The sequence below is a fragment of the Corynebacterium lubricantis DSM 45231 genome, assembly GCF_000379425.1.
In the GTDB taxonomy this organism is placed as follows: Bacteria; Actinomycetota; Actinomycetes; order Mycobacteriales; family Mycobacteriaceae; genus Corynebacterium; species Corynebacterium lubricantis.
Map to the genome: position 1 here is coordinate 79,005 of NZ_KB902181.1, position 23,584 is coordinate 102,588.

General features: G+C 57.6%; 26 protein-coding genes and 1 tRNA gene. 9 read left to right on the top strand and 18 right to left on the bottom strand.

Annotated features, from left to right (window positions below; all coding sequences use genetic code 11):
- Window positions 1-4: 4 nt before the first annotated feature.
- The 8 genes from A37O_RS0100400 to A37O_RS0100435 form a co-directional block, all read right to left on the bottom strand.
- A complete protein-coding gene (locus A37O_RS0100400; protein WP_018295510.1) occupies window positions 5-1,312 on the bottom strand; it encodes an anaerobic C4-dicarboxylate transporter in 1,308 nt (435 codons plus the stop codon).
- A 118-nt stretch (window positions 1,313-1,430) separates the two neighbouring features.
- Window positions 1,431-2,855: an aspartate ammonia-lyase gene (gene aspA / locus A37O_RS0100405; protein ID WP_018295511.1), complete on the bottom strand. Its 1,425-nt coding sequence runs from the start codon at window positions 2,853-2,855 to the stop codon at window positions 1,431-1,433.
- Window positions 2,856-2,926: 71 nt separating this feature from the next.
- On the bottom strand, window positions 2,927-3,772 hold the full coding sequence (hisG, locus tag A37O_RS0100410) for an ATP phosphoribosyltransferase (protein WP_018295512.1): 846 nt from the start codon (window positions 3,770-3,772) through the stop codon (window positions 2,927-2,929).
- A 32-nt stretch (window positions 3,773-3,804) separates the two neighbouring features.
- Window positions 3,805-4,074 carry a phosphoribosyl-ATP diphosphatase gene (locus A37O_RS0100415; protein ID WP_018295513.1) on the bottom strand — a complete coding sequence of 90 codons (270 nt, stop codon included), beginning with the start codon at window positions 4,072-4,074 and terminating at the stop codon, window positions 3,805-3,807.
- 4 nt (window positions 4,075-4,078) lie between these two features.
- The gene (locus A37O_RS0100420; protein ID WP_018295514.1) at window positions 4,079-4,735 is read right to left on the bottom strand and encodes an HAD family hydrolase; all 657 of its coding nucleotides are present in this window, start codon (window positions 4,733-4,735) and stop codon (window positions 4,079-4,081) included.
- A 10-nt stretch (window positions 4,736-4,745) separates the two neighbouring features.
- Window positions 4,746-5,126 carry a hypothetical protein gene (locus A37O_RS0100425; protein WP_018295515.1) on the bottom strand — a complete coding sequence of 127 codons (381 nt, stop codon included), beginning with the start codon at window positions 5,124-5,126 and terminating at the stop codon, window positions 4,746-4,748.
- Window positions 5,127-5,150: 24 nt separating this feature from the next.
- On the bottom strand, window positions 5,151-6,368 hold the full coding sequence (gene mshC / locus A37O_RS0100430) for a cysteine--1-D-myo-inosityl 2-amino-2-deoxy-alpha-D-glucopyranoside ligase (protein WP_018295516.1): 1,218 nt from the start codon (window positions 6,366-6,368) through the stop codon (window positions 5,151-5,153).
- A gap of 10 nt (window positions 6,369-6,378) precedes the next feature.
- A complete protein-coding gene (locus tag A37O_RS0100435) occupies window positions 6,379-7,206 on the bottom strand; it encodes an undecaprenyl-diphosphate phosphatase (protein ID WP_018295517.1) in 828 nt (275 codons plus the stop codon).
- Window positions 7,207-7,267: 61 nt separating this feature from the next.
- On the opposite strand from A37O_RS0100435, the gene A37O_RS0100440 reads away from it, so the two are divergent.
- The 3 genes from A37O_RS0100440 to A37O_RS0100450 all read left to right on the top strand — a co-directional run bounded on the left by A37O_RS0100440 (window position 7,268) and on the right by A37O_RS0100450 (window position 10,296).
- Window positions 7,268-8,119 carry an aldo/keto reductase gene (locus tag A37O_RS0100440; RefSeq protein ID WP_033377612.1) on the top strand — a complete coding sequence of 284 codons (852 nt, stop codon included), beginning with the start codon at window positions 7,268-7,270 and terminating at the stop codon, window positions 8,117-8,119.
- Window positions 8,120-8,190: 71 nt separating this feature from the next.
- The gene (locus A37O_RS0100445; RefSeq protein WP_018295519.1) at window positions 8,191-9,204 is read left to right on the top strand and encodes a YncE family protein; all 1,014 of its coding nucleotides are present in this window, start codon (window positions 8,191-8,193) and stop codon (window positions 9,202-9,204) included.
- 6 nt (window positions 9,205-9,210) lie between these two features.
- On the top strand, window positions 9,211-10,296 hold the full coding sequence (locus A37O_RS0100450) for a quinone-dependent dihydroorotate dehydrogenase (protein WP_018295520.1): 1,086 nt from the start codon (window positions 9,211-9,213) through the stop codon (window positions 10,294-10,296).
- On the opposite strand, the gene A37O_RS0100455 is transcribed toward A37O_RS0100450, so the two are convergent.
- Both A37O_RS0100455 and A37O_RS0100460 read right to left on the bottom strand, forming a co-directional pair.
- The gene (locus A37O_RS0100455) at window positions 10,271-10,618 is read right to left on the bottom strand and encodes a hypothetical protein (protein ID WP_018295521.1); all 348 of its coding nucleotides are present in this window, start codon (window positions 10,616-10,618) and stop codon (window positions 10,271-10,273) included. The genes A37O_RS0100450 and A37O_RS0100455 overlap by 26 nt on opposite strands.
- Entirely contained in the window at window positions 10,619-11,173 is a 555-nt protein-coding gene (locus A37O_RS0100460; protein ID WP_018295522.1) for a YbhB/YbcL family Raf kinase inhibitor-like protein, read from the bottom strand.
- Between the two features lie 157 nt (window positions 11,174-11,330).
- On the opposite strand from A37O_RS0100460, the gene A37O_RS0100465 reads away from it, so the two are divergent.
- The 3 genes from A37O_RS0100465 (at window position 11,331) to A37O_RS0100475 (ending at window position 13,683) form a co-directional block, all read left to right on the top strand.
- Window positions 11,331-11,419, top strand: a tRNA-Leu gene (locus A37O_RS0100465).
- Between the two features lie 373 nt (window positions 11,420-11,792).
- On the top strand, window positions 11,793-12,296 hold the full coding sequence (locus tag A37O_RS0100470; protein ID WP_018295523.1) for a nuclear transport factor 2 family protein: 504 nt from the start codon (window positions 11,793-11,795) through the stop codon (window positions 12,294-12,296).
- An 82-nt stretch (window positions 12,297-12,378) separates the two neighbouring features.
- The gene (locus A37O_RS0100475; RefSeq protein WP_018295524.1) at window positions 12,379-13,683 is read left to right on the top strand and encodes an MFS transporter; all 1,305 of its coding nucleotides are present in this window, start codon (window positions 12,379-12,381) and stop codon (window positions 13,681-13,683) included.
- A gap of 69 nt (window positions 13,684-13,752) precedes the next feature.
- Here the strand turns inward: A37O_RS0100475 and A37O_RS0100480 are convergent, their stop codons facing one another.
- Window positions 13,753-14,541 carry an SDR family NAD(P)-dependent oxidoreductase gene (locus tag A37O_RS0100480; protein ID WP_018295525.1) on the bottom strand — a complete coding sequence of 263 codons (789 nt, stop codon included), beginning with the start codon at window positions 14,539-14,541 and terminating at the stop codon, window positions 13,753-13,755.
- 64 nt (window positions 14,542-14,605) lie between these two features.
- Complete coding sequence (locus tag A37O_RS0100485; RefSeq protein WP_018295526.1) at window positions 14,606-15,031, bottom strand: cupin domain-containing protein; 426 nt, start codon at window positions 15,029-15,031, stop codon at window positions 14,606-14,608.
- Between the two features lie 82 nt (window positions 15,032-15,113).
- Here A37O_RS0100485 and A37O_RS0100490 point away from each other — a divergent pair, with 82 nt between their 5' ends.
- Together A37O_RS0100490 and A37O_RS0100495 are read left to right on the top strand one after the other, a co-directional pair.
- Window positions 15,114-15,767: a TVP38/TMEM64 family protein gene (locus A37O_RS0100490; RefSeq protein WP_018295527.1), complete on the top strand. Its 654-nt coding sequence runs from the start codon at window positions 15,114-15,116 to the stop codon at window positions 15,765-15,767.
- Window positions 15,768-15,771: 4 nt separating this feature from the next.
- Window positions 15,772-16,332, top strand: a complete 561-nt coding sequence (locus tag A37O_RS0100495) for a hypothetical protein (protein WP_018295528.1) — start codon at window positions 15,772-15,774, stop codon at window positions 16,330-16,332.
- Here A37O_RS0100495 and A37O_RS0100500 read toward each other — a convergent pair.
- From A37O_RS0100500 to A37O_RS0100510, 3 genes are read right to left on the bottom strand one after another with little or no spacing between them, the layout of a single operon-like run.
- Window positions 16,310-17,539, bottom strand: coding sequence for an SPFH domain-containing protein (locus A37O_RS0100500; RefSeq protein ID WP_018295529.1), 1,230 nt, complete (start codon window positions 17,537-17,539; stop codon window positions 16,310-16,312). The genes A37O_RS0100495 and A37O_RS0100500 overlap by 23 nt on opposite strands.
- A 3-nt stretch (window positions 17,540-17,542) precedes the next feature.
- Complete coding sequence (locus A37O_RS0100505) at window positions 17,543-17,971, bottom strand: NfeD family protein (RefSeq protein ID WP_018295530.1); 429 nt, start codon at window positions 17,969-17,971, stop codon at window positions 17,543-17,545.
- A 10-nt stretch (window positions 17,972-17,981) separates the two neighbouring features.
- Window positions 17,982-18,821 (bottom strand): DUF3097 domain-containing protein, encoded by an 840-nt coding sequence (locus tag A37O_RS0100510; protein ID WP_018295531.1) that lies wholly within the window; start codon window positions 18,819-18,821, stop codon window positions 17,982-17,984.
- A 33-nt stretch (window positions 18,822-18,854) separates the two neighbouring features.
- Between A37O_RS0100510 and A37O_RS0100515 the strand changes: the two genes are divergently transcribed.
- Entirely contained in the window at window positions 18,855-19,604 is a 750-nt protein-coding gene (locus tag A37O_RS0100515) for a hypothetical protein (protein ID WP_018295532.1), read from the top strand.
- On the opposite strand, the gene A37O_RS0100520 is transcribed toward A37O_RS0100515, so the two are convergent.
- The 3 genes from A37O_RS0100520 to A37O_RS0100530 all read right to left on the bottom strand — a co-directional run bounded on the left by A37O_RS0100520 (window position 19,586) and on the right by A37O_RS0100530 (window position 23,534).
- On the bottom strand, window positions 19,586-20,623 hold the full coding sequence (locus tag A37O_RS0100520; RefSeq protein WP_018295533.1) for a ferrochelatase: 1,038 nt from the start codon (window positions 20,621-20,623) through the stop codon (window positions 19,586-19,588). The two genes, A37O_RS0100515 and A37O_RS0100520, sit on opposite strands and share 19 nt — an antisense overlap.
- A gap of 31 nt (window positions 20,624-20,654) precedes the next feature.
- Complete coding sequence (locus A37O_RS16860; RefSeq protein ID WP_281167704.1) at window positions 20,655-22,574, bottom strand: DIP1281 family NlpC/P60 protein; 1,920 nt, start codon at window positions 22,572-22,574, stop codon at window positions 20,655-20,657.
- A 492-nt stretch (window positions 22,575-23,066) separates the two neighbouring features.
- A complete protein-coding gene (locus A37O_RS0100530) occupies window positions 23,067-23,534 on the bottom strand; it encodes an Rv1476 family membrane protein (protein WP_033377626.1) in 468 nt (155 codons plus the stop codon).
- Window positions 23,535-23,584 lie beyond the last annotated feature (50 nt).

Consider the following 23,584-nt stretch of genomic DNA (forward strand, 5'->3'; position numbering starts at 1 on the left):
GGTTCTAGAGTATTACGGAGCCGAAGGCAGAGGAGAGAAATACCGAAACTGCAATGCACAACACCCCTGGGACCAAGAACGGGTGATTGAACACATACTTGCCGATGCGGGTGGAACCAGTGTCATCCATCTCCACGGCGGCCAGCAGCGTGGGATAGGTCGGGAGGACGAATAGCGCCGAAACCGCGGGGAATGCGGCGACAGCTGTGAGTGGACTGACTCCCATGGCGAGAGCAGCAGGCATCAGAGCGCGTGTGGTTGCTGCCTGGGAGTAGAGCAAGGACGCGGCGAAGAAGAGGATCACTGCCAGCAACCACGGTTGCGCTTGCAGGATATCTCCCGCGATAGCCTGGATGTCTTCAAGGTAATGGTTGATAAAAGTCGTGCCCAACCACGCCACACCAAGGACACACACCGATGCCGACATGCCGGATTTAAACACCTGGGTGTTCAGGATCTCGCCAGCAGGGATCCTCGTAATCAAGACGATGATGGTGGCAGCCGAAAGCATAATGGCCATGATGGCCTCGTTGCGCGGGATCGTAGGATCACTGATCAAGCCGATCTGCTCGGAGATCGCGGTGGCGTAGAGCATCACGGAGACGATGGCGATCAGGAAGACAACCACCGATGTTTTTGCGCCGCGTTTCGGGCGGTACTCGGCTGCTGGTTTAGGCTTGCGCACCAACCCTTTGGCTAGTCTCTCCTGGTAGACGGGGTCGTCGTTAAGATCTTTGCCCAAACGATTAGCCAACCATGCCGTTGGGAAGATGGCGAGGAACGTCGCGGGAATCATCACGCCGAGGAGCTGGAGATAGCTCACGCCGAGGGGTTCGAGCAGCGAGGCCATGTACACAACCGCGGCGGAAAGTGGCGAGGCGACGATGGCCATTTGGGAGGCAACCACTGCGACCGACAGCGGGCGCGACGGGCGCACGTTGCCCTCCTTCGCTACTTCGACGATGACGGGCAGCGTGGAAAAGGCGGTGTGGCCGGTGCCTGCGAACACCGTCATCAGCCAGGTGACAATTGGCGCGTAGACGGTGATCTTTTTCGGGTTGCGGCGCAGAAACCGCTCGGCGATATGGACTAAGTAGTCCATACCGCCTGCACGTTGCATCGCGGCGATGGCGGTAATGACGCACATGATGATGCCGATGACATCGAAGGCAATGTCATCGGCCGTGACGTTCATGCCCGTGATGCCGAGGAGAATGACTCCGAGGCCACCAGCGAAGCCGATGGCGATCGAGCCCAGACGAGCACCAAGGATGACGGCGCCGAGCAGGATGGCAATGTGAAGAACAATCATGAGAGGTGTCCTTTGAACGTGGGATGTTCCGCTCACCATTATCAAACAAAAGTATGATCATTTTTGGTGTTCTAGCGGAACGTGATCAACCCCACGCCCAGCACCCCGCTCGGGGATTCTACTTTTCTTCGAGGTAAATCTTGCCCCGGTACTGCGGGTGCATCAGGTTCTCTTTGGACAGGACGTTGTTCAAAGTTTCTTCGTCGAGAAGCCCCTTCTCTAGGATGATCTCGCGCACTCCGCGACCGGTGGCTGCCGCCTCCTTGCCCACCAAGTCGCCATTGTGGTGACCGATGAATGGGTTGAGGTAGGTGATGATTCCGATCGAATTATCCACGTAGCTCTGGCACACCTCGGGGTTGGCGGTGATGCCCACAACGCACTTTTCGCGCAGGGTGTGCGCCGCGTTGCGCATGATGGTGATGGATTGGAAGAGCGACTCGGCGATGACAGGTTCCATCACGTTGAGCTGTAGCTGGCCGGCTTCTGCTGCCATGGAAATGGTCAGGTCATTGCCGAAGACCTTGAAGCACACCTGATTAACTACCTCGGGGATGACCGGATTGACCTTCGCCGGCATGATCGACGAACCTGCCTGGCGCTCAGGCAAGTTGATCTCGTTGAAGCCCGCGCGCGGACCGGACGACAACAAGCGCAGATCATTACAGATCTTCGACAGCTTCATCGCGGAGCGCTTCACCGCGCCGTGTGCCATGACGTAGCCGCCGGTATCGCTGGTGGCCTCAATCAGGTCCGGCGACGAGGACACTGGAAGTGCGGTGATCTCGCGGAGTGCCTCGAGGACGGCCTCGCGGTAACCGGACGGAGTGTTCACGCCGGTGCCGATGGCCGTTGCGCCGAGGTTGAGCTCAAGGAGCATCTCGGACGCGTTGATCAGGGTCTTCTGCTCCTCGGCCAGGTTCGCACCGAACGCGCGGAACTCGGAACCCAAAGTCATGGGCACAGCATCTTGGAGCTGCGTGCGACCCATTTTCAAGATATCGCCGAACTCATCGCCCTTAGCGCGGAAAGCTTTTTGGAGTCTGTCGAACTCCTCGATGAGCTCTCTCATGGCGTAGTGCAAGCCCAAGCGAAGGCCGGTGGGGTAAGCATCGTTGGTGGACTGCGCAAGATTGACGTGATCGTTCGGGTTGATCACGTCGTAGGAGCCCTTCGGCAACCCGAGTTTTTCTAAGGCGAGGTTGGCCACAACCTCATTGGTATTCATGTTGGTGGAGGTACCGGCACCACCTTGGTAGGCATCGATCGGAAACTGATCCATGCACCGACCCTCGTCGAGAATCTGGTCACATGCCCAGATAATCGCGTCGGCCTTGTCCTTCTGCAGGGTGTGCAGGCGACGGTTTGCCATGGCCGCGGCTTTCTTTACCTGCACCATGCCGCGAATGAAGTACGGCATGTTGTTGATGGATGTGCGCGACATTTTAAAGTTATCGATCGCGCGCATCGTGTGGACCCCGTAGTACACATCCTCTGGTACTTCGACGGTGCCGAGAAGATCCTCTTCAGTACGTGTTTGCACAGCTTCCCTTTCGCTTGACTGTGGAGTCTTAACTGGAGCTTGGAATACCTACCTCCCACAGCCTAGCGAAATTACAGTCGCGCGATACGAAGGTCGGAGGCCAGAATTGCCTCCCCACCGACTGCCGCCAACTGGTCCATAACGGCGTTGGCGCGCTTGCGCGGAACCATCGCGCGGACGGCGACCCAGCCTTCGCGGGACAGCGGGGACACCGTCGGACCGGACAGGCCTGGGGTGATCGCCGAGGCATCTGCCAGACGGTCACGATCAATGTTGTAGTCGAGCATGAGGTAGTTGCGCGCGTGCAGGATACCCTGAATGCGGGAGAGCAATACCTGCATTTCGCGGGTGGTTTCTACGCCCTTGCGCTTGACCACTACTGCCTCGCTAGAAACGATGGGGTCGCCGAAGGGTGCGAGTCCCTGCTGGCGCAAGGTAGCTCCCGTTGACACCACGTCGGCGATGGCGTCTGCCACGCCGAGGCGGATGGAGATCTCCACCGCGCCATCGAGGCGGATCACATCGGCCGTGATCCCCCGCTCGGCAAGGTAATCCTCCACCAAGTGCGGGTACGAGGTAGCAATGCGCTTGTCTTGGAGCTCCTCGACCGTCCAGTCTTCGTCGGCAGGTGCCGCGAACCGGAAGGTGGAGTCACCGAAGCCCAACGACAAGGCCTCGTCGACGCTCGCGCGGGAATCGAGGGCCAGATCGCGCCCGGTGATACCGAGGTCAAGGTGACCGGCCGCCACGTAAATCGCGATGTCCTTCGGGCGAAGGAAGAAGAACTCAACCTGGTTTTCGCTGTCGAAGATATTGAGAGCCTTGGTGTAGCCACGGCTTTTATAGCCAGCTTCCTTCAGAATTTCCGACGCGGCTTCCGACAGGGATCCCTTATTGGGAACGGCAATCTTGATCATGAACGTCCTTTTGAGGTGCGTGGTGTACGAGCTTAAAGGTACTTATAAATATCTTCAGGTTTCAGGCCACGGGAGACCATCATGACCTGGGTCCAGTACATGAGCTGGCTCATTTCCTCGGCCAATTCCTCATCGGACTGGTATTCAGCGGCGATCCACACTTCACCAGCTTCTTCGATGATCTTCTTGCCAATCGTATGTACGCCCTTATCTAATGCCTCTACCGTGGAGGATCCTTCCGGGCGCTCCGTCGCGCGTGCGGACAATTCAGCAAAAAGCTCATCAAAATTTTTCACGGACATCACTTTAGCCCATGGCCTTAAACCACGTCGCGACATCCTCGGCTGTAGCCCCGATGAACCGAGACGAGTCGAAGGGAACAACACCTGCGGGGACCTTCTCAGCCAAACCCAACACCTTGCAGCCGGCAGCAGCCGCCGCGCTCATACCCGCCCACGAGTCCTCAAAAACCAGGCAATCTGCGGGACTTTCGCCCACGCGTGCCGCGGCCTCCAGGTACATTTCCGGGTCAGGTTTGCCGTGTGCAACCTCATCGCCGGTGATGGTATCCTCGAAATACTCACGTCCCACAGCGTCAATGCAATAGTTCGCCAAGTAGCGCTCCGTGTTCGTGGTCACCAACATCCGCATGCCACTAGAATGCAGCGAGCTCAAAAGCCCTGGTACGCCTGGATTCGGTTCGAGCTCCTCAGACAAAAGCTGACCCATGCGCTCATACATCCAGGATTTATGTGCGGCAGCCTCATCGTCGTTAAGCGACACTCCTGCCCACTGCGCACAAAGACCTAGCGTGTGAGCGAAACTCCCGCCGATCGTCTCTTCGCGGATTTCAGGCGTGATCCGACGCCCAAGGCGTTCGGAGAGCTCGTAGGTGGCAATGCCCCACAGGGGTTCCGAATCGATCAGAGTGCCATCCATATCCCAGAAAATTGCCTTGGGCATCGTGTGTGTTTTACTCCAGGTCAGGTAGTTGGTTCAGCGCCTCTTCCTCGGCGCCTGTTGCGGCAGAAGCGTTGTAGATCAACTGCTGCAGCTCTTCTTTTTCCTCTGGCTCCAACACAGCATTGGCGTGCTGCTCGTTGAAGGCATAAATATTCGTGTGGAAGTTCTCCACCACCGCGACAAGTTCTTCGCTGCCTGGATCATCGTCCAAAGTTTCCAGGGCGTCGAGGAACATTTCAATGAGTTTCTGCAAATCAGGCAGCACCTTTGGATCAAAAGGCTGCTCCCAGAACTCTTTGTCTTCCTCACGAAGATACGAGCCCGAGGCGAATGTATGCAGGTCTGAGATGAATTCGTCGACGTCAGCTTGGAACTGTTCACGGATGGTCATGATGACTATTGTCTCCCAAATTCCTTAGAGGCGCACGCCGAGAAGCCCATGGACAGCGGTTTTGATCAAATCGCCGTGGTCGCCGGTGGCATTATCGACGATCTCGAGCGCAGCAGGTGTGTCCAGATCGTTCGAGAGCGCTTCGCGCAGCTTCACGACGATTGCCTCTGCCTCCAATTGGGAACTTTCCTGCGACAGATTTTCGCGCCATTTAGTCAGGCGCTGCTCTGCCTTCTTAAGAATGTCCTCAGAGAAGTCCCGATCGTCGCGGTAGTGGCTGGAGAACAACGCGAGGCGGATGGCGCCCGGCTCGTGGCCCTGCTCGGTGAGCTTGTGCACGAAGACCAGGTTGCCCAAGGACTTGGACATTTTCACGCCATCGAGTCCGATCATGCCCGAGTGGACATAGTGGCCGGCCATCCGGTCGATGCCGTGCGCTGCCTCGGCGTGTGCAGCCGAGAACTCGTGGTGCGGGAAAGCCAAGTCGCTGCCGCCACCCTGGATAGCGAAATGCGACCCAAGGCGGTTGGTGGCAATGGCGGAACACTCGACGTGCCAGCCAGGGCGCCCCGGGCCAAAAGGCGAGGACCACGCGGGTTCACCTTCGCGGTGGCCACGCCACACGAGTGCGTCAAGGGGATCGCGCTTGCCTTCGCGGTCAGGGTCTCCCCCGCGCTCCGCGAATGCCTCTGCCATCTCGGTATCAGAGTAATTCGACTCGTAGCCGAAATTCTCGGTCGCCTCGATGGAGGCGTAGACATCGCCCTGGTCGAGCTTGTAGGCGGCGCCTTTTTCTAGCAGCGCGGTGACCATGTCGATGACTTCGTCCACCGATTCTATTGCACCGATGTAATCGCGGGGCGGGATGATATCGAGGACATCCATGTCAGAGCGGAACAGATCGATCTGGCTCTTGCCAAGATCCCGCCAGTCAACGCCGTCGCGCTCGGCGCGCTCAAACAGTGGGTCATCGACATCGGTGATGTTTTGCACGTAGTGGACTTTGTGCCCGTTGGCCAAAAGGATTCGGTGCACCAGATCGAACGTGAGATACGTGGCCGCGTGGCCCAGGTGAGTCGAATCATACGGGGTAATTCCACAGACATACATGCCAACTTCGGCGTTAGCGTCTGTGGAGTTGACCTCCACTGGGCGGATCTTTTGATCCGCCGTGTCATAGAGATTGAGTGGTACTTCTTTTCCCGCAACGACGGGTATTTCAGGTTTTGGCCAAGACTGCATGCGCTTAACCTTACATCGGTGCCATGACACCGGTTGCAAGCAAGATCATGACGATGATGCCCACAGGGATGCGGTAGGCCGCGAACCATGCAAACGAGTGGTTGGAGACAAACTTCAGCAACCAGGCAATAGAGACATAACCCAGCACGAAACAGATGAGCACGCCGACGCCGAGCTGCATGCCCGTCGCAGCCATACCAGCCTGAGGGGCAAAGGCGTCAGGCAAGGAGAACAAGCCCGAAGCCAAGACCGCAGGGATGGCCAGCAGGAAGGAGAACCGGGTGGCAACTTCACGGTCGAGGTTCATAAACAGACCACCCGAGATCGTGCCACCGGAACGCGAGACACCAGGAATCAGTGAGAGACACTGGAACAAGCCCATGACAATGGCGTCCTTCATGGTCAGGTCCTCATATCCGCGGTTCTTCTTGCCCACGCGTTCCGCCCAGATGAACACGAAAGAGAAGACGATCAGCACGGTCGCGGTGATCCACAGATTGCGCAGGTTCTCACGGATGAGGTCCTTGCCGAAGAATCCGAGGACACCGACTGGGATCGTGCCGACGATGACCATCCATCCCATCTTGTAGTCCTGGCCGCGCTTGTCCTTATTGAAGACACCGGCGAACCAGCCGGTCAGGATGCGCCAGATGTCTTTTGCGAAGAACACCAGCACGGCTGCTTCGGTGCCGAGCTGGATCACCGCGGTAAATGACGCACCTGCATCTTCGCCCCAGAACAACTCCGAGACGATACGCAGGTGCCCTGAAGAGGACACCGGAAGAAATTCGGTGAGACCTTGAACGACGGAAAGCACGATGACCTGTAACCATGACATCTGATCCGCAACTTGAGCTACTTCATTCACGTCGAACCACCCTACCGCTAATGTGGGGCGAGTGAAGAAACGAAACGTGGGACACAGCGGACTGAAAATTTCACCGATTGGGTTGTCCGCTGCCTCGTGGACTGCCGACACGGCAACTGAACTTTTGAGCGCATTTGTTGACGCTGGCGGAAACCTCATCACCGTTACCTCCGAGATGCTGCCACTTATTGCTCCGGCGATTGCACAGGTAGGGCGAGAAAAACTGGTGATCTCCTTGACCGCGGGTGTGGACATGTCACTGCCTGTCGGTCAGCGCGTGGATTGTTCCCGAACAGCTTTGCGACGAAGTCTCGTCCGCGCGTTGAGCGAATCGGGCCTCGAATACGTAGATATTTTCTCGGCGGCTTACTGGGATCCCCGAACCCCATCACATGAAGTTTCAAGCACGCTCGCGGAAATCGTACAGTCAGGTCACGCAATGTACGCAGGTGCAGCTGGCTATGCGGGGTGGCAATTGGCGGTGACTCCCGGACTCACGGCAGCGCACAACGAGTACTCCCTTTTGCGTCGAGAAGTAGAAGAGGAACTTCTACCGGCCGCGGATCACCTCGGGGTTGGCACGATTGCCGCCGCACCATTGGCCCGCGGACTGCTCTCGAGTGGCTATACAGTCAATTCGCCCGCTGTCCACCCATATCGCGGCGACAAATCCCGCACCATCGTCGAGGCCGTGGCAACGGCCGCCGAGGGCTTGTCCATGAGCCCCGCCGCAACAGCATTGGCCTGGGTTCTCGGCCGAGAAGGCATTAGCGGAGCGATTGTCGGGGCCCAGTCTGCTGAAGAGCTGACGCAACTCCTTCCTGCTGCGCAGACCCCGCTTCCCCGGCCGATCATGGCCGCCCTCGACGACGTGTCAAAGTAACAGTTCAACGTGACGTACATCCTCACGATTGAATAGGGCTTCTTAGGCGCGCCTTGCTAGGCTTAACCTCTGTGAAGAACCTCAAAACCATCGCCCTCATCTCTACTCTGACACTTGGGCTTGCTGCATGCGGTCAAGACACCGCTCCAGAAGCTTCTCAAGAAATGGGTGATGCAAAGCCACAGGCCTCACCGCAAGATGCCAATCCCGATGGCGAGGTCCACGAATTCGACTCCATCATCGATATGGATCAGACCGGCGACGTTCTCGGTCTCAGGACTGATTCCATACTGACTGTTGGCACCATTGATGCCATCACCTCGGGATCGGCCACGGAAATCCCGCTGGATGACACCTGCACCGATGTCTCCGCCAATGACGGAAAGTTCGTTATCACCTGCGACACCACGGTGCGCGTCATTGACTCTGCGACGGACTCGGAATCCTCGATCACGACTGAGGAGCCGATGCAATCGTCGGCAATTGTTCGTTCTGGCGAGATCATCACCGCATCGGGTACCGAAAACAAGGCATGGGTCTACCGCGACGGAGAGCGTGTCGACGATTTCATGGTCCAGGACCCCACCGACGAGATGATCGCAGTGCAACACGACGATGGGCAACCTGATTCCATCGTGCGCATCAACCGCCTCAACACCACCATCCAGGACCTCGACTGGGAAAACGGGCGGGCTGGCGGCACGCTGCGCGTGGGCATGGGCATTGGGCAAGCAGTCCCAGGCAATGACGGTCTGGTGATTGTCTCCGACGCCATGGGTCCTCAACTGGCTATCTATACAGTGGGCGAGGTCGTCCGCTTGCAACAAACTGCTCCAGTTGCAGCAGATCCTTGGGGTGTTGCATGGGATAACAATCGCAACCTCGCGTGGATTGCGTCGACATCGACGAATACCGCGTCAGGCTACGACATCTCCAACGGCGTTCCACTGGAACAATCAACCGTAAACACTGTCCCCGATGCACTCGATATGGCAGTTTTGGAAGACGGAACCCTCGTGTTCGCCTCCGCATCCGGTGCGGGTCTGCAAGTTATCAATCCAAATTCTGTGACCGAAGAAGGATAATTCACCATGGGCCTTTATGACCTAGCGCTTAAGACAATGTTTCTCATCCCACCGGAGCGCATCCACGGGATTATCAACTTAGGGCTTAAAACCCTCCACTCGGTCCCCGTGGTCAACCGGGCAATGGAGTCCGCGGTGCGGGTCAAAGATCCCGTCCTCTCCCAGGAGCTGTTGGGCACCACTTTTCCCGCGCCGCTCGGCCTAGCCGCAGGTTTCGACAAGAACGCTGCGTCAATTGACGCGTGGGGTGCCGTCGGTTTCGGTTACGCAGAGCTTGGCACGGTCACACCCAAGCCGCAGCCTGGCAATCCCGCACCGCGCCTCTTCCGCTTGCCTCAAGATAAAGCCATCCTCAACCGGATGGGCTTTAACAACAAGGGTGCGCTCGAGGTTGCTGAAGGACTAAAGAAGCGGAAGTCCTCGGATGTCGTCGGCATCAATATCGGAAAGAATAAGACGTCAACGGACGCTGTTGCCGACTTCCGCCAAGGAGCCGCGGCCTTAGGTAATCTCGCGGACTATGTCGCGGTCAATGTCTCGTCTCCAAACACGCCTGGTCTGCGCGACCTGCAGGCCGTCGCAGAATTGCGGCCCCTACTCGTCGCAGTAAAAGAAGCGACAGATTCCCCGGTATTGGTAAAGATCGCACCTGACTTAGCTGACGACGACATCCTGCAGATCGCAGACCTCGCTATCGAGCTGGGTCTGGCGGGTATTATTGCCACTAACACCACGATCTCGCGCGAAGGACTGGCAACAGACTCCGACGAGGTCGCTGCAATGGGAGCTGGCGGAATCTCCGGGGATCCGCTCAACGAACGCTCGCTTGAAGTACTCAAGCTCGTGCGCAAGCATGTAGGCGACAAACTGCTCATCATTAGCGTGGGAGGTATTTCCACGCCTGAGCGAGCATGGGAACGTATTACGGCAGGCGCAAACCTGCTCCAAGGCTATACGCCTTTCATTTACGGTGGCCTCGGGTGGATTCACTCCGTGCACACCGGTTTGGCAAGCCAAGTCCGAGCCCACGGCCTCAGCAACATCAGCGAAGCGGTGGGCAGCGGACTTACATGGCGGAACGACGCAATATAAGCGCGCAGAGCACCGCGACACCGGCGTACATTGCCAACCAGTAGGTGGCCATGACGCCGAGCTCAATCGTCGGCAGGAAAACGCTAAGCAGGATCAGCGCAACGGCGACGATGAGCGCTGCTACTTGCTTCTTTGAGGCTGGCTGGTCGCGGCGCATCGTCGCAAAGCCTCCGAAGAGTAATGCACCGATCCAAATGAAGACGCTGCCGAGCGTGATAGTAAACACTCCGCCACCGTTGATGAAGGCGATGACAGCTTGGATGATCAGAACGAGGGCGAGTGCCATGAAGGCACCGCCCACGCGAATTTGTAAAGGAATCATTTAAGACTTGTTCTCGTAATATCCCCACAGCACTGTCCGCGCAATGGAATGGAAGTAAAGGTTAAAGCCGAGGACAGTGGCAGTGGAATCGGGATCGATGTCCAATTCCTCTACGTCGACAGCATGTACAGCATACAGGTAACGATGCGGTGCATGGCCTGCGGGAGGTGCAGCGCCGTAGTGCTCGCGCAGCCCGGAATCACCCTTGAGAGTGACTACCCCATCGAGTCCGCGCAGAGTGGCATCGGAGCCCGCTCCCGTAGGCAGTTCGGTGACTGACACAGGGATATTAAAGACTGCCCAGTGCCAAAAGCCGGATGCGGTTGGCGCATCCGGATCAAAACACGTGATTGCCAGGGACTTTGTGCCTGCGGGAAGGTCGGACCACGAGAGTTGCGGAGAAATGGATTCCGGAGCGCGAAGCTTTTCCGGAAGTTCCTGGCCATTTTCCAAGTCCGTGGAGGTCAGAGTAAACGATGGCAGGTCCTTCAAAGGTGCATAAGGATCAGGACCTGGGAATTGGTCTTGCACATAATCTGGTGTGTTTGTAGCCATAGTTCTTTTCTACCTGAATCGAGTCAAAGATGTGATGGATTACAACGATGCAATTTTATCGCCTCAATTATGCGGTTAACGTGGCGATTTGTGTGTAGTTAGTAGTTCGGGATAAAGTACTTCAAGTGCCCAGCCGAGAGGTTGAAAACAATACCCAGCCCGGGTGGCGGAATGGCAGACGCGCTAGCTTGAGGTGCTAGTGTCCTATTAACGGACGTGGGGGTTCAAGTCCCCCTCCGGGCACCATTATGTGTGCGGTTTCAGACATTAAATGTTTGGAGTCGCACACTTTTTTATTTAAATCTTTAAAGATGTGCACTTTGCACGACTTTGTTTTCTACGACCTGCGGTTTTATATTTCGCAGTGCGTTAGGTTCGGGCCGGGGGCTCCAGTTGGTCGAAAAGCGGACCTAACGTCGGGCGTAAACTAAAACCCCAGGTCAGATAATGGTGATATCTGGCAAACTGCACCTACTGGGTGTTACCCCACGATTCCCACTTTGCCGGCGGAAATAATATTGGTGTTTCCTTTGTTCTTGGCGTTAGAATGTTTTGTACCGAGTAGTCCATCGCACTAGACTGAGCGGTACGTCAAACTCAAGGAGACACCGGAGACACCATGGCACTGACAAACGAAGACCTGATCACACGCACTGAGATCCACGACGCACTCGTCGCCTACTCTCAGGGCCTCGATCAGCGTAACTGGGACCTGTACGACAAAGCGTGGACCGAAGAAGCAACCTTCGAGGCTCCCGATGAGGGAATCGAGCCTATCAAGGCGACCGACCTGAAGAAGTTGCTGCAAAGTTCCAACGATTCGACCCGTTTGTCGGGCCAGCATCTGCTGAACAACACCCACTACCACATCGACGGCGACACCGCCCGGACGATCACTGAGGTCTCCTGGGTGACCCTCCAGACCACGGATAAGCCAAATATCGTCTTCGAGGTCCGCGCTGGCGGCATGTACGTCGATGACTTGGAGAAGACTGAGGCTGGCTGGCGCATCGCCAAGCGCATTCTGGTCACGAAGAACAAGAGCACTCGTGGCGTGTTCTACACGGATGAGCGCATCGCAAATATCCGCGACTACGCGTTGAATACCAACTGGTACAAGTAAATAACCGCACTCCTAGCGACGATCAGCCGGAGCAACTAACTGCTTTGGGGATCGTCGTTATGTCTTGATAGAAGGAACAATAGTGTCAACCTCGTCGTCTCAAACTGCGGATGATCAGCCCGGGAAAGTGCTCGGCATTCCGAAGAACCAACTGGCGGGTGTGGCTGTCGGCCAGATCGTTGAGTGGTTCGATTGGACCGCCTATGCCCTACTCGCGGTCTACTTCTCGCACCTCTTCTTCCCTGCCGATGCCGATCCTCTTACCTCGTTGTTAGGTTCATTCGGCATCATGGCCGTGGGCTTCATCGTCCGCCCACTTTCCGGTCTGGTGGTCAGCACGATCGCTGACCGGTTTGGACGACGCCCCGCACTGCTGTTCACCATTTGGGGCATGGGTGCGGCCAGCCTGATCATCGGTATCGCGCCGACGTACGAGCAGGTCGGAGTGCTTGCCCCGATTATCCTGTTGCTCGCCCGAATCGTGCAGGGCGTAGCCATTGGTGGCGAGTTCTCCTCCACGGCCGCCCTGGCCATGGAGTCAGCCGGCGAGGGCCGCCGTGGCTGGGTGGCGGCGCTGTTTACCTGCTTTGGCTACTTTGGCCAGATCCTGGTGATCCTCATGGTCGCTGCATTTAGCTTCACGCTTAGCGACGATGCGATGGGCAGCTGGGGCTGGCGTGTCATTTTCATCTTCGGCGCCGCTCTCTCGGTACTGGGAGTCTTCCTGCGACGTCACATGGAGGACACGGTAGACACCTCGTCTGTGCAGAAGAAATTTAGCTGGTCCGCCATCTTCGAGCCAATGCGCAAGCATCCAAAGCAGACCATCCAGGTCGTTGGACTCACCGTTGGTTTCACCGCGATGGTCTACGCGTGGGGCTCCTACTTCCCTACCTTCGCCAATACCTACCACGGCCTGGATCTGAGCTGGGGCAACCTTTCGCTGTTGATCGCCAACTTCGTCAATATCGTGGCAGTATTGATTGCCGGCAAATTCTCCGACCGGTTCGGACGTAAACCGGTGATGATCACCGCTGGCGTCTTGCTCACCCTGATCACTGTGCCAGCTCTGGGTTTGCTCAACGACAGCGTTGTGCGGCTCATCCTGGTGCAGTCGGTAGGCAACGCTCTTGTGGCATCCCTTCAGGCAGCCGTGGTCCCGCTCTACACCGAGCTGTTCCCGAAGAAGTTCCGCGCGGCAGGATTCGGTTTCCCTTATGCTTTTACCGTGGGTGTCATCGGAGGCACGGTTCCACTGATCGGTACCCAGCTCGCCAGTGTGGGCATGGAAAATATCTTCCCGTGGTACCTGGTCACGCTTATGGCCATTTCCACCATGTTCTATATCGGCGCCAAGGAAACAGCGTTTAAGCCGCTACCGAAGTAGCAAAAGAAAAAGCACTGCCCCGGCTCCATGTGCACGTGGAGCCGGGGCAGTGCTTCGTCGTAAAGCGAATTAAGCGAGACGACCGCCATCGACGGCGATGTCTGCGCCGTTGATGTACGACGCCGCGTCGGAGGCAAGGAAGACAACCACGTTGGCAATCTCGTCGGGGCGCGCGTAGCGACCCATCACGGTGCCGGCCTCGAAGGTCTCCTTCGCCTTCTCTGGGTGCTCGGAATCCCAGGCCTTCTCCACATTGCGCATCAAGTTCGTGTCTACCTGGCTCGGCAGGATGCCGTTGACGCGCACGCCCTTGGACACACCCTCGCGGGCGGCCTGGTGCGTCAGGCCGCGGATGCCAAACTTGGAGGAGGTGTACGGCGACATCGGCGAAGCACCGACGATCGCGCCGTTAATGGACACGGTGTTCACAACGGAACCCTTGCCCTTTTCGTACATGATCGGCAGCACGTTTTGCATCGCGATGAACGCGGCGCGCAGGTTGACGTTCATGACCTGGTCGAACTGCTCCAGGGTGAGGTTCTCGATGCGATCAACGGTGCCAGAAATGCCGGCGTTGTTGAACAAGACATCGACGGTGCCGAAGCGCTCAACGGTCTTGTCGACATAGTTCTTCGCCTGCTCCGGATCGGTCACATCGGCAGCGACGGTGAGCACGCGCTCCGGCGCGGCCAGCTTGTCTGCGAGCTCTGCAAGCGCCTCAGCGTTGAGGTCGATGAGAGCAACGTTTGCGCCATTATCGACGAATGCCTCTGCCGTAGCAGCACCGATGCCACCGGAAGCACCGGTGATGAGCACGGTCTTCCCCGTGAAATCAAAGTAATCAGTTAAGCGAGACAAAGCAGTCTCCTTTCCCTAGGGTTATCTGTCTAGCAAGTATAACCCTATTGGGCATACCAACCTTTTAGTCCTGCTCGTTAGGGTCGTTGTCAGCGTCTTCCTTCGTCTGATGGAAAGTGCCCTTGACGTGATCTGGGGCCGCGTAGATGGAGTACAGCTTCACCGGCTCGTCGCCGTTGTTGACCATGTTGTGCCACTTACCTGCCGGCACGAACACAGCGAAGTCCGCTTCTACGTCTTGGTCGACCTCCAGGTCGTCGGGGGAATTACCGATCATGAAACGACCGGTGCCACCTTCAAGGCGCAGGAACTGATCGTGATCAGCATGGACTTCCGCGCCGATCTCACCACCAGCCGGAATGGACATGACCGTCATCTGCAGGAACTGGCCGGTCCACAACGTGTCACGGAAGGCATCATTTTCCAAAGTGACGTTCTCAATGTTGAGCACGTAAGGGTTCGGGCCGTGGTCATTGCGCAAATCGCTCATGGAATTCTCCTTGGTTGTATCTACTGAACACCTGCTCCCTAGTGTAGGAGGAATCGCAGTGGCCCGCCTACACTATTCCTCTATGACCGCGAATCGCTTCAGAATCCTCCTTCTCACCCTAGCGACGGTCCTTTTTATATCTTTGTGGGCAGCAATCGATGTTCCGCCACTTTCGGTATTGCGCGACTGGGCGGATTCCACGGGCCCTTGGTTTCCCGTCTTGTTCTGGCTGATGTACGTGGGCATCACCCAACTCCCGATTCCTCGAACGGTGATGACGCTTTCGGCAGGCGTCTTGTTCGGCACCGGCTGGGGCATCCTCATTGCGGTGACAGCCACTACCGTGTCCGCCGCAATTTCGTTGCTTATCGTGCGCGGCTTGCTACGCGATTGGATTGCGCCCCGGCTCACGCATCCGACGGTGCAAAAGATCAACACTCACCTGGAGCAGCGGGGCTGGGTCGCGGTGATCAGCTTAAGGATGATCGCTGCAGTGCCGTTTTCCGTGCTCAATTATGCGGCAGCACTGACAAAGATCAAGGTGGTGCCATTCACCGTGGCCACGCTGATCGGCTCGGCGCCGGGAACAGTGGTCACTGTGTTGTTTGGGGATACGCTGACGGGGCAGGCCAATCCGATTGTGGTCGTTGCCACCGTAGTGCTGGCAGTCATCGGCATCATTGGTTTGATTGTTGATGCCCGATCTGCCAATCGTCAAGGCCAGAAAGTAGACTAGAAGCATGATTGCCGTCCACGCTCGTTACCGCGGCCGAGAGACCCGCCGCGCAGATCTCGTTCGCCGCTCAGCTGAGGCTTTAGCCACCCTCCCCGGGGTGGGCACCTTTGAAGAAGTAGGTGTCGAAGACATCCGTGCGCACGTCAGCGGGCCTGTCGAAACCGTCGATCTGATTATGGCCCTGCTCTCTGACGGAAACTGGGCCATTGGGCTCGGAATCACCCAGCACGGACCAGCTGTGTTTGCGGCGACTGAGGCAGTAGGCACACGCCCAGCACAGGTCCGTGTCAACGTTGACAAGGCTGATGTCGGCACTGAGGCGCGCGATATTGAGGCGACCTTCGCGCTTATCGCTCACGTGCTGGCTAAGCGCACCGTCGAAGGCCGCGAGGCCACCTCACTTGTGCGCCGGGGCCTGAACCAAAACGAAGCCGCCCTGGAGTTGGACATCTCCAAACAGGCGATGAGCCAACGCCTTCAGGCGGCTGGGTGGCAGGCTGAGCAAGCTGGCTGGCAGCTTGCGGTGAACTTAATTAGCTGGGCTAGCTCTCCTCAGGCTCAGTAACCGGCCGCTCCTGTGGCTGCTCCTGCTTCAGTGTGTCCCCTGCGGACGCTGGCAGCGTCGGAGCACCAGTGCTGGAGCTGCGCTCCAACTGCTCGAGTTCGGCGGCGATCGGCGAATCTGCTGGCCTATTCGCCACGGCACGTGCCTCGGCGACGGCGCGGGCAATCTCAGGATCCGAGGAGGTATCAAACCAGGCATCGGTATCATCCTGGCCGGCCATTTCCTTGGTCTCCTGATCGGCCTTGGATGGCTCGTAGCGGAAGACCCCGTCCTCGTCCTTCTTGGCAAACGCCTTCGCAAACTGCTCGAGCGAATCTCCAAACTGCGAAGGAATCATGAACATCGTTGACGCCTCGCCCTGCGCCATTTGTGGCAGCTTGTCCAAGTACTGGTAGGTCAAGACCTCAGGCGTGACTTCCGACGACTTAATGGCTGCGTTGACCTTTTGAATTGCGCGGGCCTCACCTTGAGCGTTGAGGTACTTTGCGGCGCGCTCACCTTCAGCACGAAGGATGGTGGCTTGTCGCTCAGCCTCTGCCTGGAGAATCGACGCGTGCTTCTCACCCTCTGCGGAAAGGATTCGCGCCTGCTTTTCACCCTCGGCAGTCTTGATGTCGGATTCGCGCTGACCTTCTGCGGTAAGAATCATTGCGCGCTTCTCGCGGTCGGCTTTCATCTGCATCTCCATCGACTGCTGAATCGATGGTGGCGGATCAATCGCCTTCAGCTCGACTCGGCTAATGCGAAGGCCCCACTTCGCGGTCGCGGCATCGAGCTCGCCGCGCAGGCGACGGTTAATGGTTTCACGGGAAGTGAGAGTTTCTTCCAGGGTCATGCCACCGACGACGTCACGCAGGGTAGCAACGGAAATCTGCTCCACACCGACGAGGTAGTTGTCCACGCCGTAAATCGCGCGGGCGGGATCATTGATCTGGAACGTCACCACGATGTCGATGGCGACTGTCAGGTTATCTTGGGTAATCACGGCCTGAGGCGGGAACGAGACGACTCGCTCACGAGTATCAACGCGGGCGCGCACGCGATCGATAAAGGGCACCAGTAGGGTCAGGCCACCGGAGACCGTACGGGTATAGGAACCCAGTCGCTCAATTACGGCAGCCTCGCCCTGCGGGATCAACGCGATGGACTTAAATACCACCGCGACCACGAGGACGAGGACAAGTATTACGACAATGGTTGCAATCATGATTTAGGAATCCTTCCAAACAATGGCAGTCGGCCCGTCGATCTCCGCGACCGTGACGTGCACTCCCACCGGAATGTTTTCGGATGGGTCAATAGATTTTGCCGACCAGATCGATCCGTCGAGGCGAATCTGGCCACCAGAGGAAGTAATCGTCTCAATGACTTCCGCTTTAGTTCCAACGAGGGCCTTCGGGGAGGTATCAAGCGCCCGGGGCTGGTGGTAGCGACGCTTCAAAAGCGGCCGCAAGAAGACCAGCAGCGCTGCAGATGCACCAGCGAATACGACGACTTCCGCCCAGAGAGGGACCCCGAGAAGGGCAACACCGGTAGCGGCGAGAGCACCACCGGCGAGCATGAGCAGAGTAAATTCGCCCACGGCCAGCTCAAGGCCGGCGAGGACTAGCGTTGCGATTAACCAAATTAAGGGGCCCACGCCTCAAACATTACAGATCTTCTTTACTTAAACCAGGGTTAGTTACGAAATCGACGAGTCTTTCAACGGCACCGATCAGGGTCGAATCCAGGTCTCGAAACGAGTTAACCGCACCATAGACACGGTTCCACCCTTCCTTCGGATCACTCCACCCCAGCCGCTGGCACACCCCCGTCTTCCAATCCTCGCCGTAGGGCACCTCAGGCCATGCGCGGATGCCCAGTCTTTCCGGCTTCACCGCAGCCCAGATATCAATGTACGGGTGGCCCGTCACCAGCACATGCGGGCCAACATTGTGCACGAGGCGAGTTTCCTTCGATCCTTCCACCAAGTGGTCAGCCAAGACGCCGATCCGACGACCCTGTTCAGGACCGAACTCAGCCAGACGCTCCGGCAAGTTGTCTAGGCCCTCAAGATATTCCACGACAACACCTTCGACGCGCAGATCATGCCCCCAGACCTTTTCGACGATCGCCGCGTCGTGGATACCCTCGACCCAGATCCGCGAAGGCGCCGCCACTTTCGCCTTTACGTTCTCTACTTTGCGCGAGCCAGAATTGGATCGCGCAGGAGCACGCTTTGCGACGAAGCGCGTCAACGTCACCCGATGCCCCTCATAAAGGAAGGCACCGGGAAGCAATTGAAAGAGCCGCTGGGTGCCATAACGATCCTCCAAGCGAACGAAATGGCCCTGGTAGGTCTTCTCAAAGTTGATCACGGCCCCAACAAAATCGTCGCCATAGACCTCTACGACGATGCCCGGCTTGGCAGGAACCTCTGGGTAGGTGGGTGCTTGGTTGCGCGCATGACCGGAAAGAATATCGCCACGGTAACGATCATCAGACTTCATAGTCGGGTAAGTCTATCGGCTAGAATGCCCTCCGTGGATATGCGCGCCGAAGTCTATTCTCCCCTGCAAAATACCGCGGTCTGGTTGGCCGCCTGGCTGTACGGGGACGAGTCCACCGACGAACTTTTGAGCGCGCTGACCGCTCTGGGAGGCAAGCACTCCTGGGACGGCGGTCCGATCACGGACATGCTGCGCGAGATCCGCGCTGTCGCCGACGTTGCAAGTGAAGATCCCGTCATTCGGCTTATTTTGTGGGGGCCCGGGCAGGCGGCCGGGATTCCGGCTGGCTCCCCTGCTGCTGAGGCACTGACCAGGGCGGGGGCAATCGTCGTCAAGCAATCTGGCGGTCTGTCGCACATCCTTGTCCCCACCTATGCCACCGAAGGCGTGCACTGGCGGTGGTTTGAGGAAGAAGCCCGTCTCCCGGAACCGGCGTGGTTAACGCCGGGTGAGGCGGATCAGTTGCTGTCGCAGGCAACGGAGCAGGCCGCGCAGTTGATTGAGGCACTGGGCTATCGCACTTCCGAGCTGCGGAACCCGCGGCTAACGGTGGGCTCCCTGGCGGATTTCTATGACACCCCAGGTCTGCCCAACGGGGTGACCCCGCGGGCGGCGAAGCTATTTGCTCGCGCCGACAAGGTTGCTGCGATCATCGAGACGGTCACTGATCGCATTGGCGATCACAGCCTCGATCCGCAGTTGTTTGCGCTGTGGCGCCACATCCGCACTGCCCGGATGGCGGGCGTTGCGGATGCGGTGCATGACTATTGGCGCGAGAGCTGACAGCAGCCAGGTGAGCACGGCGCGCCGTTGACGGTGCAGCCCTGAACCGTCACTGTGGACAGCGATTCCACTTCCTCTTCGCGGCCGATCGTCTCAGCAATTTCGACGACCATCTGCGCAAATTCCGGTGTGTGGCCCACCGTTGGCGTGCGCGTCAGGGTGATGGAACGCTCCTCGCACGACTCCTTGAGCTCGGAATCCAGATCCCAGATCACTTCCATATGATCGGAGATGAAACCGACCGGCACGCAGATGAGGTGCTTGAATGAGCTGTCTGCGGCCGCGAGTTCTTCGGTTCGGTCCACGACATCAGGCTCCAGCCACGGCGTTGCCGGGTTGCCCGAGCGCGATTGCCACACGACCTCGTACTCAGTAACTCCTGCCTTTTCGGCAATCAACCGGGAGGCCTCCTCCACCTGGCGGGAGTACAGATGTGCGTCATCAGGACCGCCAGCTACCTTGTCAGCGGCCGTGGGCACGGAGTGCGCGGTGAACAGGACCTTAGTTTCGGCTTGGTTGGCGCCGTCCCATGCCTGCTTAAGGTCCGCAGCCATGAGGCTGATGAACGTAGGGTGCGCGTAGAACTGCCAAAGCTTGGTGAAGTCGATCTGCGGGGTGACTTCGCGCATACCGACGATGTCCTCGTCGTATTGGCGGCACGCCGAGTAGCCGCCCCATGCAGAAGTGGCGAAGACAAGCACGCGCTTATGACCGTCCGCCGCGATTTGCTGGGCAGTGTCGTTGGCAAACGGGTGCCAATTTCGGTTGCCGAAATAGACGGGAAGATCATGACCGCGGGAGGCAAGTTCGCTCTCGACGTTCGAGATGATCTCGCGGTTGAGCCGGTTCAGCGGGCTGACACCACCGAAATTGAAGTAATGTTCGCCGACCTGCTCGAGTCGCTCGCGGGGGATGCCCCGGCCGCGAGTGACGTTCTCTAGAAAAGGCACAACCTCGTCATTACCTTCGGGTCCACCGAAAGAAAGGACGAGGAGTGCATCATAATCGCTCAATGACATGCGTATGAGCCTATCAAACTTTCGTTCTAGATTAGATTAGACGAACAGCGTATTCCGACATGCTGGACCAACGCACAGGTGACTTCTTCACTACGTCGCCGGAAGCTGGTGCTTCGATCATCATTCCGTCGCCCAAGTAGATGGCAACGTGGCTGTTTCCCTGTGGACCCCAGAAGAGCAGATCTCCGCGTTGAGCTTCGCTCGGAGAGATCTTGGTGCCGCGCTGGTACTGGTAACCGGTGTAGTGCGGGAGCGAAATTCCGGCGCCCGAGAAGGCGAACATGGTCAGTCCAGAACAGTCGAATCCGACTTTGTTGTAGTCGCCGTGGCTATCGGCCACCCCGCCATCGGAGATGCCGCGGGTTGGTCCGTTCGCATTGCCTCCGCCCCACGCGTAAGGCGTTCCCAGCTGGGATTCGGCACGAGCGATCACGGTTTCGATCTGCGCCTCGCGCGACGAGTCCTGTGCGAGTGTGTTGGCCTGGTCGCTGACATCCTCAGCGGTAGGGACCTGCGGCAGAAGCGCCTCAAGCCCTTCTCCTCCGGGGGCGATCTCGCCGGTCGTAGGAGGGATCGTCGAGGTGACATCGGAGTCAGTGCTTGACGACGAGTCGCCTGCCGGATCGGTCTCTGGCGCGAGTTCGGGGGATGTCTCCGTGGTTTCCGGGGTAGACGAATCCTCGGTTGTCTCTTCGGTCGCTGTGGTCTCTTCGGTCGCTGTGGTTTCGGCGGTATCCGCCACCTCGGCTATTGAAGCGTCAACCTCATCTACTGCGGGCCCAAAAGTCTCGGGACTACCAGTGAATGAGGACAGATCGGCAAAATCGGTGTCTCCCTGCGACGCAATGACGACGAGAACTGCGGCGACAAGTCCCGCCGCCGCAGCGATGTCGGCAGCATTACTCTCGTCAAAGGATCCGGAACTCAGCTCAACGCTATTAACCGCCTCAGCCACATTGGCCGAAGAAGGCTGTGAGATCTCTAAACTCGGAGCGGACTCGGACGCTACTTCGACTGCTTGCTCTGAGATCTTATCTTCGGCCTTCTCTGAGACCTTATTGTCGGAAGATTCTGATTCTTCTGAGTTTTCCGAAGACTGTCCATCGACTGCAGAATCGGCAGAAGAGTCAGAGTCAGCTTCCTGAGTTTCCTCAGCTTCCTTAGCTTCCTTAGCTTCCTCAGTGACGTCCTCTTGAGCGGCTGCTTGAGGCGCGGGGCTATGGTCCGGTGTCCCCGCAGAACCTGGCCGAACAGTTTCCAGCTCTTCCTGTGCCTGCTGAAGTTCATCCTCCGCTACAGAGCGCTGATCAAGAGTCGACTCAAGATTGGCTTGGCTCTCAGCCAGAAGTTCTTGAGCGTGAGCCTCCGCAGCCGTGGCCTCGTCCGCGCGATCGCTCGCTAGTTGGCTAGCTTGGCGTAACAAGGATTCGTTGTTGGCATCTACGGTGCGTTGATGCTCGAGCTCAGTCAAGGTGTCTTGCTTGTCGCGCTTTTCTCGTTGCAGGTAAGCACTGCGTTCAAGTGCGTCTTTCTGCGCGTCTCCGCTGGTGGCTTGGCTGGCAGGTCCAGACGTGCCGGCCGCCCGATAGGTTGAACGGGATAGCTCATTGAGAGCCTTCTGTGCCTGCGCCACGGCCTTTTGTGAGCCATCGAGCTGCTTGCGCGCCTCCTCGGCCCCCTTACGGGCTTGCTCAGCTGCAGACCTAGCGTCGCCTAAATCAACGATCGCGCGATTGACCGACTCGCGCAGGTCACCGACCGTCAAATTCAATTGGTCGATATTTGCCTGGGCATCCGAAATTTGCGACACCAGCTGGCTCGCAGAGACACCGCGTTCCTGGGCCATGGCAGGCGCAGAAAATGCGACGAGAGATATGGACGTTGTACTGGCGACGACGGCAAGCCAAGTTTTGACTCGCAGCCCGCGCCCAGGGGCATATGGATAAGCCACGTAGGTGCTCCTCACACCGCACGTCAAAGTGGGCATGCGTTCATAAAGGCATGAACATAGCCCAAAAAGGTCAAGGTGCTCACCTTGACGTGTGATTGTTGCTGATCGACTACAGGGAGAAGGCGCACGAGCGAAGTGCCATACCGATTCCCCACAGCATCATTTTTCGGAGCTTGGCGTGCTTCCCCACATGCCCGAACCGATCCTTCGATACTGAAGTGTTTCAATTGCATTGACACCGACTCGCGAGCCGACACCAGTACCATAAGCCACTTTGTCACTTCGTTGCAGAATCTTTACCATCTTTAACTTCGGTCAAGTCATTTCCCATGACTTACCGGGTCCGTTGCCTGCATATTTAACGACACGCACAAAAAATGTGATATTCACCACAGGAGAGATCACATTGACATAACTCTTCGACAACAGTTCAGGGGTTCAAGTTATCTTCCTTGACTGCCTGAGAGGCCTTAAAAATACAGGAAGGGGAACTTAACGCCGCTTAGAGAAGTAGGCCGTAGCGAACAAAACGACAACGATCGCGAGCGCGACGACAACTGATACGGCCAACCAGGGAATGTTAAAGCTCGTGACACTTTCGGCAAACGCGTGAAGCCCTGTCGCATAATCGGGTTCCGCCATTAATGCACGTTGCGCCGTTTCAATCTCCGCCCGGTCCAACGTATCGCTCACGACCGCCACGGAGTTGGGAGTGCGAACAACTACCGTGTCAATGCCAGTGGCTAGATTCATGTCTTGAGCCAGATCGCGCAAAGTCGCCGCAGAATCCGACGTGCCCTCGAGAACCACTACCCCAATCTCGGGGAGATCCATCTCATGAATCTGATCGAGGGAATGAAACAACGATTCTTCTAGTGCCCAGTTGTTGAGATTGTCAGACCCAAAGGCAACTCCATCTTGTTGGAGCTGTTCAACGAGGGAATTTTGATCGTAATTCATGGCGAGGCGCACTTTCTGCGGTGGTTGAATTTCTGTGGATCCTTGGTGGA